12 protein-coding genes are annotated in these 14030 nt (G+C 60.6%); all 12 read right to left on the bottom strand.

Annotated elements, in window-relative coordinates:
* Nucleotides 1-33: 33 nt before the first annotated feature.
* Complete coding sequence (gene nuoL, locus AC0Z4S_RS12185; protein ID WP_024013419.1) at nt 34-1887, bottom strand: NADH-quinone oxidoreductase subunit L; 1854 nt, start codon at nt 1885-1887, stop codon at nt 34-36.
* Nucleotides 1884-2192 (bottom strand): NADH-quinone oxidoreductase subunit NuoK, encoded by a 309-nt coding sequence (gene nuoK / locus AC0Z4S_RS12180; RefSeq protein ID WP_003180046.1) that lies wholly within the window; start codon nt 2190-2192, stop codon nt 1884-1886. Before nuoK ends, nuoL begins: the two co-directional genes overlap by 4 nt.
* 3 nt (nt 2193-2195) lie before the next feature.
* The gene (gene nuoJ / locus AC0Z4S_RS12175) at nt 2196-2696 is read right to left on the bottom strand and encodes an NADH-quinone oxidoreductase subunit J (RefSeq protein ID WP_007951462.1); all 501 of its coding nucleotides are present in this window, start codon (nt 2694-2696) and stop codon (nt 2196-2198) included.
* 9 nt (nt 2697-2705) lie between these two features.
* The gene (gene nuoI, locus AC0Z4S_RS12170; RefSeq protein WP_016775283.1) at nt 2706-3254 is read right to left on the bottom strand and encodes an NADH-quinone oxidoreductase subunit NuoI; all 549 of its coding nucleotides are present in this window, start codon (nt 3252-3254) and stop codon (nt 2706-2708) included.
* Nucleotides 3255-3265: 11 nt separating this feature from the next.
* A complete protein-coding gene (gene nuoH / locus AC0Z4S_RS12165) occupies nt 3266-4273 on the bottom strand; it encodes an NADH-quinone oxidoreductase subunit NuoH (RefSeq protein ID WP_039763316.1) in 1008 nt (335 codons plus the stop codon).
* Nucleotides 4270-6984: an NADH-quinone oxidoreductase subunit NuoG gene (gene nuoG / locus AC0Z4S_RS12160; RefSeq protein ID WP_485623167.1), complete on the bottom strand. Its 2715-nt coding sequence runs from the start codon at nt 6982-6984 to the stop codon at nt 4270-4272. The genes nuoH and nuoG overlap by 4 nt, the downstream gene beginning before the upstream one ends.
* A 136-nt stretch (nt 6985-7120) precedes the next feature.
* Complete coding sequence (gene nuoF, locus AC0Z4S_RS12155; RefSeq protein ID WP_064363636.1) at nt 7121-8476, bottom strand: NADH-quinone oxidoreductase subunit NuoF; 1356 nt, start codon at nt 8474-8476, stop codon at nt 7121-7123.
* Complete coding sequence (gene nuoE / locus AC0Z4S_RS12150) at nt 8473-8970, bottom strand: NADH-quinone oxidoreductase subunit NuoE (RefSeq protein ID WP_003223804.1); 498 nt, start codon at nt 8968-8970, stop codon at nt 8473-8475. The genes nuoF and nuoE overlap by 4 nt, the downstream gene beginning before the upstream one ends.
* A gap of 2 nt (nt 8971-8972) precedes the next feature.
* Nucleotides 8973-10757, bottom strand: coding sequence for an NADH-quinone oxidoreductase subunit C/D (gene nuoC, locus AC0Z4S_RS12145; protein ID WP_042609213.1), 1785 nt, complete (start codon nt 10755-10757; stop codon nt 8973-8975).
* A gap of 69 nt (nt 10758-10826) precedes the next feature.
* Complete coding sequence (locus AC0Z4S_RS12140) at nt 10827-11501, bottom strand: NuoB/complex I 20 kDa subunit family protein (RefSeq protein WP_016775278.1); 675 nt, start codon at nt 11499-11501, stop codon at nt 10827-10829.
* A 10-nt stretch (nt 11502-11511) separates the two neighbouring features.
* Nucleotides 11512-11925, bottom strand: a complete 414-nt coding sequence (locus tag AC0Z4S_RS12135; protein WP_003223812.1) for an NADH-quinone oxidoreductase subunit A — start codon at nt 11923-11925, stop codon at nt 11512-11514.
* Between the two features lie 629 nt (nt 11926-12554).
* Complete coding sequence (gene aceA / locus AC0Z4S_RS12130; RefSeq protein ID WP_003223815.1) at nt 12555-13880, bottom strand: isocitrate lyase; 1326 nt, start codon at nt 13878-13880, stop codon at nt 12555-12557.
* Nucleotides 13881-14030: the final 150 nt, after the last annotated feature.

The following is a 14030-nucleotide window of genomic DNA, read 5'->3' as shown; positions in this document are numbered from 1 at the left end:
CTCGTTTCCTTTCGCAAATTCGCAAGGTTCATATCAGACCGCTACCAGCACGATGGCGCCGATCACCAGCACGGCACCAGCAGCCATCGAGGCGGCGTACCAACGCAGTTGACCGGTCTCGGTGCGGCTCAGGGCAGTGTGACCACCCTTGGCCATACGCGGGATCAGACCGATGGTCTGGTCGAGCGGGTCTTTGCGCAGTACATGGCTGATCGCAAGGTACGGCTTGACGAACAGTTTGTCGTAGATCCAGTCGAAGCCCCAGGCAGCGAACCACCAGGCCGAAAGGAAACGGCCGATGCCGCTGTTGGCGATGGCCGTGACGAAGCGACGCTTGCCAAGGAACAGCAGCGCTGCCAGCAGGATACCGGCCAGGGCGATGGCGCCCGAGGCGATTTCCAGACTGTGCTTGGCTTCGCCACCGGCATGGCCGACGCTTTGCGGCAGTACGCCGTGCAGCGGCGGCACGATCATCGCGCCGACGAAAGTCGACAGCACGATCAGTACCGACAGAGGCAGCCAGTGCGCGATGCCGTGGCCGGCGTGGGCTTCGGTCTTGGCTTCACCGTGGAACGCGATGAAGATCAGGCGGAAGGTGTACAGCGAGGTCATGAACGCACCGACCAGACCTGCGTAAAGCAGACCCTGATTGCCGCTGGCGAACGCTTCCCAGAGGATTTCGTCCTTGGAGTAGAAGCCTGCGGTGACCAGCGGCAGCGCAGCAAGTGCGGCACCACCGACGATGAAGCTGGCGTAGGCCAGTGGCAGTTTCTTCCACAGACCGCCCATCTTGAAGATGTTCTGCTCGTGGTGGCAGGCAACGATCACCGCACCGGAAGCCAGGAACAGCAGGGCTTTGAAGAAGGCGTGGGTCATCAGGTGGAAGATCGCGCCTTCCCAGGCGCCAACGCCCAGCGCCAGGAACATGTAGCCGATCTGGCTCATGGTCGAGTAGGCGAGGATACGTTTGATGTCGGTTTGCACCAGCGCGGCGAAACCGGCCAGCACCAGGGTCACGCCACCGACGATGCCGACCAGATGCAGGATGTCCGGCGCCAAGGCGAACAGACCGTGGGTACGGGCGATCAGGTAGACACCGGCGGTGACCATGGTCGCGGCGTGGATCAATGCCGAAACCGGGGTCGGGCCGGCCATCGCGTCCGCGAGCCAGGTTTGCAGCGGCAGCTGAGCCGATTTGCCGACAGCACCACCGAGCAGCATCAGGGTTGCCAGAACGATCCAGAAATCGCCGACCTTGAAGTGCTCAGGCGCACGTACCAGCAGTTCCTGAACGTTCAACGTGCCCAGTTGCTGGAACAGGATGAACAGGCCGATGGCCATGAACACGTCGCCGATGCGGGTGACGATGAACGCCTTGAGTGCCGCGTTACCGTTGTTGCGGTTGCTGTAGTAGAAACCGATCAACAGGTACGAGCACAGGCCCACGCCTTCCCAACCGAAGTAGATGAACAGCAGGTTATCGCCGAGGATCAGGAACAGCATGCTGGCGATGAACAGGTTGGTGTAGGAGAAGAAGCGCGAGTAACCGTCTTCGCCACGCATGTACCAGGACGCGAACAGGTGGATCAGGAAGCCAACGCCGACGACCACGCCGAGCATGGTCACCGACAGGCCATCCAGGTACAGCGCGAAGTTCGGCTGGAAACCTTCCACCGACATCCAGCGCCACAGCACCTGGGTGTACACGCCACCCTCCGGCGGTGCGACGTTGAATTGCCAGATCACGTAAGCGGTGACGATGGCCGACAGGCCGATCGAACCGACACCGATCAGCGCCGAGAGGTTTTCCGAGAAGCGGCCGCGCGAGAACGACAGCAACAGGAACCCGATCAGAGGGAATACGAAAGTCAGAAAGAGTAGGTTCATCCGCGCATCTCACTGGCAGCGTCGATATCGAGCGTGTGGAAGCGGCGATACAGTTGCAGCAGGATCGCCAGGCCAATACTGGCCTCGGCCGCTGCAAGGCTGATCACCAGGATGAACATGATCTGTCCATCCGGCTGCGCCCAGCGGGCGCCCGCGACGATGAAGGCCAGGGCAGAGGCGTTCATCATCACTTCCAGACTCATCAACACGAACAAAATGTTGCGGCGGACCATCAGGCCGACCAGACCAAGGCAGAACAGGATGCCGGCTACGGCTAAACCATGTTCGAGAGGGATAGCAGGCATGTCTTACTCCTTCGCCTCGTTACGGCCCAAATGGAACGCCGTGACGGCTGCGGCGAGCAGCAGCATCGAGGCGAGTTCGACCACCAGCAGGTACGGGCCGAACAGGCTGATGCCCACGGCTTTCGCGTCTACGGTGGTGTGGCCGATGGCCTGGCCGCTCTGGTGAGCGAACAGCACATACAGCAGTTCGGCCAGCAGCAGCGCGGCAAGAATCACCGGCCCTGCCCAGATGCCGGGCTTGAGCCAGGTGCGTTCCTGCTGCACCGAGGCGGGGCCGAGGTTGAGCATCATCACCACGAACACGAACAGCACCATGATGGCGCCGGCGTAGGCGATCACTTCCAGCACACCGGCGAACGGTGCGCCGAGGGCGAAGAAGGTCATGGCCACGGCGATCAACGAGATGATCAGGTAGAGCAGGGCGTGCACGGGATTGGTGTTGGTGACCACACGCAGCGTGGACACCACAGCAATACCCGATGCGAAATAGAAAGCGAATTCCATCGTTCTTCCTTAAGGCAGCAAGCTCTTCACGTTGATCGGTTCGGCTTCGTTCTGCGCAGCGCCTTTCGGCTTGCCAGCGATTGCCATACCTGCAACACGATAGAAGTTGTAATCAGGGTTTTTGCCGGGGCCGGAGATCAGCAGATCTTCTTTCTCGTACACCAGGTCCTGACGTTTGAACTCGGCCATCTCGAAATCCGGGGTCAGCTGGATCGCGGTGGTCGGACAGGCTTCCTCGCAGAGACCGCAGAAAATGCAGCGCGAGAAGTTGATCCGGAAGAAGTCCGGGTACCAGCGACCGTCTTCGGTTTCAGCTTTCTGCAGCGAGATGCAACCCACCGGGCAGGCCACGGCGCACAGGTTGCAGGCGACGCAGCGTTCTTCGCCATCGGGGTCGCGGGTCAGGACGATGCGGCCACGGTAACGCGGCGGCAGATAGACCTGCTCCTCGGGGTATTGCAGGGTGTCGCGCTTGCGAAAGCCATGGCCGAAGACCATGACCAGGCTGCGCAACTGGGTACCGGTACCCTTAACGATGTCGCCAATATATTTGAACATGGGTCAAATCCTCACTGAACCGCAACCGCAGGCGTGTTCAACAACACAACCGCAGCGGTCACCAGCAAATTGATCAGGGTCAGTGGCAGGCAGAATTTCCAGCTGAAATCCATCACCTGGTCATAACGCGGACGCGGGATGGAAGCGCGCAGCAGGATGAACAGCATGATGAAGAACGCGGTCTTCAGTGCGAACCAGACGAAGGACAGTTGCGGCAGGATGCCGAACGGACCATGCCAGCCACCGAAGAACAGGGTGACCAGCAACGCCGAGATCAGGATGATGCCGATGTATTCACCGACGAAGAACATGCCCCATTTCATACCGGCGTATTCAATGTGGTAACCGTCGGCCAGTTCCTGTTCCGCTTCCGGCTGGTCGAACGGGTGACGGTGAGTCACGGCGACGCCAGCGATGAAGAAGGTACAGAAGCCGAAGAACTGCGGAATGATGAACCACAGGTTCTGCGCCTGGTACTCGACGATGTCGCGCATGTTGAACGAGCCGACCTGGACCACGATGCCCATCAGGGCCAGGCCCATGAACACTTCGTAGGACACGGTCTGCGCCGAGGCACGCAGGCTGCCGAGCAGGGCGAACTTGTTGTTGCTCGACCAGCCGGCGAACAGCACCGCATACACCGACAGACCGGCCATGGCGAAGAAGAACAGCAGGCCGATGTTCAGATCCGCCACGCCCCAGGTCGGGGTGATCGGGATGATCGCGAAGGCGATCAGCAGGGCGGACATGGCCACCACCGGCGCCAGGGTGAAAATCACCTTGTCGGCGAACGGCGGAGTCCAGTCTTCCTTGAAGAACATCTTCAGCATGTCGGCGGCGATCTGGAACATGCCGAACGGGCCAACGCGGTTCGGACCGTAACGGTCCTGCCACCAGCCCAGCAGGCGACGTTCGACAAAGCTGAGCAAGGCGCCTGCGACCACCACGGCCAGCAGGATCACGATGGCTTTGATGACCGTCAGGATCACATCGATCACTTCAGGGGTGAACCAGGTCATTGCGCTGCCTCCTGCAGACCGTCGACGGACACGCCGGCGAATGCCGGTGGAATGCCGGCGATGCCCGCAGGCAATGCCACCAGACCGGCGCCCAGTTCCTCATTGATGCGCAGCGGCAGACGCAGGGTCTGGCCGGCAACGTTCAGGCTCAGCAGAGCACCGTCGTTGACGCCGAGGCGATCCGCTTCGGATTTCGCCAAGGCCACGTACGGAGCCGGAATACGCTCTTGCACCGGCGCGGCTTTCGAAGAATTTTCTTCGCTGCCGAACAGGTGGTAGAACGGCACGGCCTGCCAGGTGCCCGGCGCCGGGTTGAATGCGCGCGGCGCAGCGGCGAACCAGTTCAGCGAGTCGCCAGTGCTTTCGATCAGGCGCGTGCCCGGATCGCCAGCGCGCAGGTGACCACCGACTTCGTCCTGGAACTTGTTCCACGCTTGTGGCGAGTTCCAGCCCGGCGACCATGCAAAAGGCACCTGCTGACGCGGTTCGGCAGAGCCCGAGTAACCTTCCATGGAGAAGGCGAACGCGGTGTCCTGGTCTTGCGGAGTGCGTGGTTCGTGAACGCTGATGTCGGCGCGCATTGCGGTGCGACCGGAGTAACGCAGCGGCTCACGGGCCAGTTTCAGACCCTTGATGCGGAACGCCGCGGAAGGTGCAGCATCGACGATACGTGCCAGTTGCGCGGTGCTCGAGGCAACGGCAGCGGTGACGTGGTCGAGTTGCGTCCAGTCGATCGGCTGGTTCAGCAGGGTCGCGCGCAGGGCGTGCAGCCAGCGCCAGCCTTCGTGGACCAGAATGCTCGCGTCGAGGTATTGCGGATCGAAAACCTGGAAGAAGCGCTGGGCGCGACCTTCCTGGCTGACCAGCGTACCGTCGCCTTCGGCGAAGCTCGCCGCTGGCAGCACCAGGTGCGCGCGATCGGTGGTGGCGGTTTTCTGATGGTCAGCGACGATCACCACTTTAGCGGCGTTCAGTGCAGCATCGACCTTGGCGTTGGCAGTGCGGGTGTACAGATCGTTTTCCAGCACGACGATCGCGTCGGCCTTGCCATCGATGACCGCTTGCAGCGCGTCGTCGACCGATTCGCCACCGAGCATGGCCAGACCGAGGCTGTTGGCTTCCGGCACGATCAGGCTGATCGAACCGTTCTTCTCGCGCAGCTTCAAGGCTTTGGCGATGTTCGCCGCGGCTTCGATCAGCGCTTTGGAACCCAGCGAAGTACCGGCGATGATCAGCGGGCGCTTGGCCGCGAGCAGGGCGTCGGCGATGCGCTTGGCCAGTTCCAGGGCTTCAGCGTCCAGACCTTCGACGGCCGGAGCGCTGGCATCCAGCGCGTGAGCCACGGCGAAACCGATGCGTGCCAGATCGTCGGGAGCGGCGTGTACGCATTCTTCAGCGACGTCGTCGAGCTTGGTCTCAGCGAGGCTGGCGATAAACAGCGGGTTCAGCGCGTGCTGACCGATGTTCTTCACCGCCGCGTCGAGCCAAGGCTGGACGCGCATGGCTTCGGCCATGTCTTCAGCCTTGCCCTTGACCGACTGACGCAGGGCCAGCGCCATACGGGCGGCGGTCTGGGTCAGGTCTTCGCCGAGGACGAAGATCGCGTCGTGGTCTTCGATGTCGCGCATGTTCGGCACTGGCAACGGGCTGTCGTTCAGCACCTGCAGGACCAGACGAATGCGCTCCAGTTCGGAGGCTTCGATGCCGGAGTAGAAGTGCTCGGCACCGACCAGTTCGCGCAACGCGTAGTTGCTTTCAAGACTGGCGCGCGGCGAACCGATACCGACGATGTTGCGTCCGCGCAGCAGATCGGCGGCTTTGTCCAGCGCCGCGTCGAGGCTGAGTTTGGTGCCATCGGCCAGCAGCGGCTGACGTGGACGGTCGGTGCGGTTGACGTAGCCATAACCAAAACGGCCACGGTCGCAGAGGAAGTACTGGTTCACCGAACCGTTGAAACGGTTTTCGATGCGACGCAGTTCACCGTAACGCTCGCCCGGGGAGATATTGCAACCGCTCGAGCAGCCATGGCAGATGCTCGGCGCGAACTGCATGTCCCATTTGCGGTTGTAACGTTCGGAGTGCGTCTTGTCGGTGAACACACCGGTCGGGCAGACCTCGGTGAGGTTGCCGGAGAACTCGCTCTCGAGGGTGCCGTCTTCAACGCGACCGAAGTACACGTTGTCGTGGGCGCCGAATACACCGAGGTCGGTGCCGCCGGCGTAGTCCTTGTAGAAACGCACGCAGCGGTAGCAAGCGATGCAGCGGTTCATTTCGTGGGAAATGAACGGGCCCAGTTGCTGGTTCTGGTGGGTGCGCTTGCTGAAGCGATAACGGCGCTCGTTGTGGCCGGTCATCACTGTCATGTCTTGCAGGTGGCAGTGACCGCCTTCCTCGCACACCGGGCAGTCGTGCGGGTGGTTGGTCATCAGCCATTCGACAACGCTGGCGCGGAATGCCTTGGATTCTTCATCGTCGATGGAGATCCAGGTGTTGTCGGTGGCGGGGGTCATGCAGGACATGACGATGCGACCACGGGTGTCGTTCTCGTCGGTGTACTGCTTGACTGCGCACTGGCGGCAGGCCCCGACGCTACCAAGCGCGGGGTGCCAGCAGAAATATGGAATGTCGAGGCCCAGCGACAGACATGCCTGTAACAGGTTGTCTGCCCCGTCGACTTCGAGCGCTTTGCCGTCTACGTGGATAGTGGCCATGGTTCAAAGGTCTTCGTTGGCCCGGTGTCAGCGGGCGTGGCTAATGGAATCTTGTTATGCGTCCGAATCCAAACAGCCCCGAAGGGCGTCATCGGACGAAAGGCGAAGGGCACGGACCCTTCGCCTTTTTAAGCGTTTACGCGCCGACTACGATCGGCCTTGCCAGAGGCGGGACGGCGGCGCTGACAGGCGCGATACCGGCTTCGAACTCTGGACGGAAGTATTTGATGGCGCTGCCCAACGGCTCCACGGCACCCGGTGCGTGAGCACAGAAGGTCTTGCCCGGGCCGAGGAAACCGACCAGACCCAGCAGGGTCTCGATATCGCCCGGCTGGCCCTTGCCCTGTTCGATGGCCATCAGGAGCTTGACGCTCCATGGCAGACCATCACGGCACGGGGTGCAGAAACCGCAGGATTCGCGTGCGAAGAACTGCTCCATATTGCGCAGCAGCGAGACCATGTTGACGCTGTCATCCACCGCCATCGCCAGACCGGTACCCATCCGGGTGCCGACCTTGGCGATGCCGCCGGCATACATTTGTGCGTCGAGGTGCTCCGGCAGGAGGAAACCGGTACCGGCACCCCCTGGTTGCCAGGCCTTGAGCTTGAAGCCGTCGCGCATGCCGCCGGCGTAATCTTCGAACAGTTCACGACCGGTGACGCCGAATGGCAGTTCCCACAGGCCCGGGTTCTTGACCTTGCCGGAGAAGCCCATGAGCTTGGTGCCCATATCTTCGGAGCCTTCGCGGGCCAACGATTTGTACCAGTCAACGCCGTCGGCAATGATCGCCGGCACGTTGCACAGGGTTTCGACGTTGTTCACACAGGTCGGCTTGCCCCACACGCCGACGGCGGCAGGGAAGGGCGGCTTGGAGCGCGGGTTGGCGCGGCGGCCTTCGAGGGAGTTGATCAGTGCGGTTTCTTCACCGCAGATGTAACGCCCGGCGCCGGTGTGGACGAACAGCTCGAAATCGAAACCCGAACCGAGAATGTTCTTGCCCAGCAGGCCGGCCGCCTTGGCTTCTTCCACGGCACGGTTGAGGTGCTTGGCGGCGGTGGTGTATTCGCCGCGCAGGAAGATGTAGCCACGGTAGGTTTTCAGCGCGCGGGCACTGATCAACATACCTTCGATCAGCAGATGGGGCAGTTGCTCCATCAGCATGCGGTCTTTCCAGGTGTTCGGCTCCATTTCATCCGCGTTGCACAGCAGGTAGCGGATGTTGATGGATTCGTCCTTGGGCATCAGGCCCCACTTCACGCCAGTGGGGAAGCCGGCGCCGCCGCGACCCTTGAGGCCGGCGTCTTTGACGGTCTGGACGATAGCGTCCTGATCCATGTCGGCGAAGGCTTTGCGCGCAGCGGCGTAACCGTTCTTGGCCTGGTACTCGTCGAGCCACACGGCTTCGCCGTCATCACGCAGACGCCAGGTCAGCGGGTGTGTCTCGGCCGAGCGCTGGATGCGGTTGGCTGGACCAAAAGATGTCAGGGTCATACGTAGCCCTCGAGCAGTTTGGCCACGCCGGCAGGCTGGACGTCGCCAAAGGTGTCGTCGTCGATCATCAGCGCCGGTGCCTTGTCGCAGTTGCCGAGGCAGCAGACAGGCAGCAGGGTGAAACGACCGTCGGCGGTGGTCTGACCCAGGCCGATGCCCAGATTGTTCTGGATTTCGCTGACCACCGACTCGTGGCCGCCGATGTAGCAGACCATGCTGTCGCAGACGCGAATGATGTGGCGGCCGACCGGCTGACGGAAGATCTGGCTGTAGAACGTCGCCACGCCTTCAACGTCGCTGGCGGGGATGCCGAGGATCTCGCCGATCGCGTACAGGGCGCCGTCCGGCACCCAGCCGCGTTCCTTCTGAACGATCTTCAGGGCTTCGATCGACGCCGCGCGCGGGTCTTCGTAGTGATGCAGCTCGTGCTCGATGGCCGAGCGCTCGGTTTCACTCAAGGTGAAACGGTCTGTCTGGATAAGCGTGCTGTTCATGCTTAGCGGTCCACGTCGGCCATAACGAAGTCGATACTACCCAGGTACGCAATCAAGTCCGCGACCATGCTGCCTTTGATCACCGAAGGGATCTGCTGCAGGTGCGGGAAGCTCGGAGTACGGATCCGGGTACGGTAGCTCATGGTGCCGCCGTCGCTCGTCAGGTAATAACTGTTGATACCCTTGGTCGCTTCGATCATCTGGAAGGATTCGTTGGCCGGCATGACCGGACCCCACGAAACCTGCAGGAAGTGCGTGATCAGGGTTTCGATGTGCTGCAGGGTGCGCTCTTTCGGCGGCGGCGTGGTCAGCGGGTGATCCGCCTTGTACGGGCCTTCCGGCATGTTGCGCATGCATTGATCGATGATCTTGATGCTCTGGCGCATCTCTTCGACGCGGACCATGCAGCGGTCGTAGGCATCGCCGTTGACGGCCAGCGGCACTTCGAATTCGAAGTTCTCGTAGCCCGAGTACGGACGCGCTTTACGCAGGTCGAAATCGCAACCGGTCGAACGCAGGCCGGCACCGGTGACGCCCCATTCCAGGGCCTCTTTGGTGTTGTAGGCAGCGACGCCGACGGTACGGCCCTTGAGAATGCTGTTCTGCAGGGCGGCCTTGGTGTATTCGTCCAGACGCTTGGGCATCCACTCGACGAAATCCTTGACCAGTTTTTCCCAACCACGCGGCAGATCGTGGGCGACGCCACCGATGCGGTACCAGGCCGGGTGCAGACGGAAACCGGTAATCGCCTCGATCACCGTGTACGCCTTCTGGCGGTCGGTGAAAGTGAAGAACACCGGCGTCATGGCGCCGACGTCCTGGATGTAGGTACCCAGGAACAGCAGGTGACTGGTGATCCGGAAGAACTCGGCCATCATGATGCGGATGACGTCGACCTTCTGCGGCACCTTGATGCCGGCGAGCTTCTCGACCGAGAGCACGTACGGCAGGTTGTTCATCACGCCGCCGAGGTAGTCGATACGGTCGGTGTACGGAATGTAGCTGTGCCAGGACTGACGTTCGCCCATCTTCTCGGCGCCACGGTGGTGGTAACCGATGTCCGGGACGCAGTCGACGATCTCTTCGCCGTCCAGCTGCAGAATGATGCGGAACGCACCGTGCGCTGAAGGGTGGTTCGGGCCGAGGTTGAGGAACATGTAGTCCTCGTTGGCACCGGAACGCTTCATGCCCCAGTCTTCGGGACGGAAACGCGCGGCTTCCTCTTCAAGCTGCTGCTTGGCGAGGTTGAGGCTGTACGGATCGAATTCGGTGGCGCGCGCCGGGAAGTCCTTGCGCAGCGGGTGACCTTCCCAGGTCGGCGGCATCATGATGCGCGACAGGTGCGGGTGGCCTTTGAAGTCGATGCCGAACATGTCCCAGACTTCGCGCTCGTACCAGTTGGCGTTCGGCCAGATGCTGGTGACGGAAGGCATGCTGAGGTCGCCTTCGGACAAGGCCACCTTGATCATCACGTCACTATTACGCTCCAGCGACATGAGGTGATAGAACACGGTGAAATCGGCGCCGGTTGGCAGCCCTTGACGCTTGGTGCGCAGACGCTCGTCCACGCCGTGCAGGTCATAGAGCATGACGTACGGCTTGGGCAGGTTGCGCAGGAAAGTCAGGACTTCAACCAGTCTGGCGCGGGCCACCCACAGCACCGGCATGCCGGTGCGGGTTGCCTGCGCGGTGAACGCTTCGGCGCCAAAACGGTTGTTCAGTTCGACGACCACATCCTGGTCGTCTGCCTTGTAAGGCGGGATGTACAGAGCACTGCCTGTAGTCATGGTTATTTTTTCGCTTTCGGTCAACGTAAAGAATGAAGCCAGCTTCTCGTTACTTGGAACAGAACTGGATCAGACTTCGTCAGGGCTGCGCAGATTGGTGACTGCGATTCGCTGTTCGCGGCGCTGTTCCTTCTGCGAAGGCATGTCGGCGCGATAGACGCCTTGATCACCAACGACCCAGGAAAGCGGACGACGCTCCTGTCCAATCGATTCCTGCAACAGCATCAAGCCTTGCAGAAATGCTTCCGGACGGGGCGGGCAGCCAGGTACGTAGACGTCTACGGGCAGGAACTTGTCTACCCCTTGAACCACGGAGTAGATGTCGTACATGCCGCCGGAGTTGGCGCACGAACCCATGGAGATAACCCATTTCGGTTCGAGCATTTGCTCGTAGAGACGCTGAATGATCGGCGCCATCTTGATGAAGCAGGTACCGGCGATAACCATGAAGTCGGCCTGACGCGGCGAGGCCCGGATCACTTCGGCGCCAAAGCGCGCGATGTCGTGGGGCGCCGTGAAGGCGGTGGTCATTTCCACGTAGCAGCACGACAGGCCGAAGTTGTACGGCCACAGGGAGTTTTTACGTCCCCAGTTGACCGCGCCACTCAGCACGTCTTCCAGCTTGCCCATGAAAATGTTTTTGTGGACTTGATCTTCTAACGGATCGGCAACGGTTTCCCGCTGGCCAATCGGATACTGCTCGTTAGGAGCATCGGGGTCGATCCTGGTGAGATTGTATTGCATTGCCAAAGCCTCATTGTTTCAGCTTCGCCTGCCGCTTGCGACGAGCTTCCGGAGCCCAGTCAAGGGCGCCCACTCGGAACAGGTAGACAAGACCTGCCAACAGAATTGCTATGAAAACGAGAGCTTCGACGAATCCGGTCCAGCCGCTTTCGCGGACGGACACAGACCATGCAAAGAGAAAGAGGGCTTCGATATCGAAGATCACGAAGAGCATCGCGACCAGATAGAATTTGGCTGAGAGCCGCAGGCGGGCGCCACCGGTAGGTAGCATGCCCGACTCGAACGGTTCGTTTTTGCTGCGACCCCAGGCTTTTGACCCGAGGAGGCTGGAGACGCCAAGCATGAAGGCACACAGGCCGACGACACCCAGAAGGAAAATGGCAAAGCCCCAGTTGTGGGCCATGAGTCCTGTCGCTTCGGGCATGCTGGTAATCCTTAACAGAGAGCAAAGGTCTCTGAGCTTGATAAAGAAATAAGGCAGTGACGATATGTCGCAGCAATCAATCGGGCTGATTTTATGGCTAAACACCCGGCAAGTAAAATTCCAAAGGCGAAATTATTTACCGGATTAAGGACATAGCGCTTGCTCATAGCCCTGCGGCCCATGCGTTGCGGGCATTAGCCGGGTTTCCATCAATTATGTTTTGTAGGGTTTGTAACGAACATAGTTGCCGCTGAATGATAATTGATATCGTTTGCGGTGGTTTTGTAACTGTTTAACGAGTGGGTGGTTGGGAAGTTGTCATACTTGCGCGTTACTGCAAGTAGCGAGGCCTACGGTTTTAGCGGAAATTTCTGACGCTTGTACCGCTTCAGATCAATGTTTCACGCCCACGCCACAGATCCCCTGTAGGAGCTGCCGAAGGCTGCGATCTTTTGATTTTGCTTTTGAAGGGCAAGATCAAAAGATCGCAGCCTTCGGCAGCTCCTACACTGCGCGAATCGATTTCCCCAGGCAAAAAAAACGCCCCGATCCAGTCGGGGCGTCAGTTTTGCGGCTCTGCGGTTAGCTTTTATTCGATCCGCAAAGGCCGTTTGCTCAGCGAAGCGCTATCAGTGGAACTGTTCTTCTTCGGTCGAACCGGTCAGCGCGGTCACCGAGGAGGAGCCGCCCTGGATCACGGTGGTCATGTCGTCGAAGTAGCCGGTGCCCACTTCCTGCTGGTGCGCCACAAAGGTGTAGCCTTTGGCGGCGTCAGCGAATTCCTGCTCTTGCAGCTTCACGTAGGCAGTCATGTCGTTGCGGGCGTAGTCGTGCGCCAGGTTGAACATGCTGTGCCACATGTTGTGAATGCCGGCCAGGGTGATGAACTGGTGCTTGTAGCCCATGGCGGACAGTTCGCGCTGGAACTTGGCGATGGTCGCGTCGTCCAGGTTCTTCTTCCAGTTGAAGGAAGGCGAGCAGTTGTACGACAGCAGCTGGTCCGGGTATTCCTTCTTGATCGCTTCAGCGAAGCGACGGGCTTCTTCCAGATCCGGCTTGGCGGTTTCGCACCAGATCAGGTCGGCGTACGGCGCGTAAGCCAGGCCACGGGCGATCGCTTGGTCCAGGCCGGCACGTACCTTGTAGAAACCTTCCTGAGTACGCTCGCCGGTCACGAATGGCTGATCGTACGGGTCGCAGTCGGAGGTCAGCAGGTCAGCCGCGTTGGCGTCGGTGCGGGCCAGAATGATCGTCGGCGTACCGGCAACGTCAGCCGCCAGACGGGCAGCGGTCAGCTTCTGTACGGCTTCCTGGGTTGGCACCAGAACCTTGCCGCCCATGTGGCCGCATTTCTTTACCGAAGCCAATTGGTCTTCGAAGTGAACGCCAGCGGCGCCTGCTTCGATCATGCTCTTCATCAACTCGTAGGCGTTGAGTACGCCGCCGAAGCCAGCTTCAGCGTCGGCCACGATTGGCGCGAAGTAGTCGATGTAGCCTTCATCGCCCGGGTTCTTGCCGGCTTTCCACTGGATCTGGTCAGCACGACGGAACGAGTTGTTGATGCGCTTGACCACGGTTGGCACCGAGTCCACCGGGTACAGCGACTGGTCCGGGTACATCGATTCGGCGGAGTTGTTGTCCGCAGCCACCTGCCAGCCGGACAGGTAGATCGCCTGGATACCGGCTTTAACCTGCTGAACAGCCTGGCCGCCGGTCAGGGCGCCCATGCAGTTGACGAAATCTTTCTCTGGACGGAAGGACGGCTTGGCACCCTGGGTGACCAGGTTCCACAGCTTCTCGGCGCCCATCTTCGCGAAGGTGTGCTCAGGCTGAACCGAGCCACGCAGGCGGACCACGTCGGCAGCGGAGTAAGTGCGAGTCACGCCTTTCCAGCGCGGGTTCTCGGCCCAGTCTTTTTCGAGGGCTGCAATTTGCTGTTCGCGTGTCAGTGCCATGGAGATAAACCTCGTCGCGTCTTTTATGAAAAGTTGTTCTGCGGTGGAAAATTCCTGCGCTCGCTGACCAGAAGCTTAGGTGGTCAAGTCGGATTCGGCGGGGTAGGCGACGGGATGAACGATGGGCTCGAGGGGAAGTGAGCAGGTAGT

The sequence above is a fragment of the Pseudomonas sp. 1L-B-1-E-C1 genome, assembly GCF_057291835.1.
This window is presented reverse-complemented; position numbering and strand designations above follow the sequence as displayed.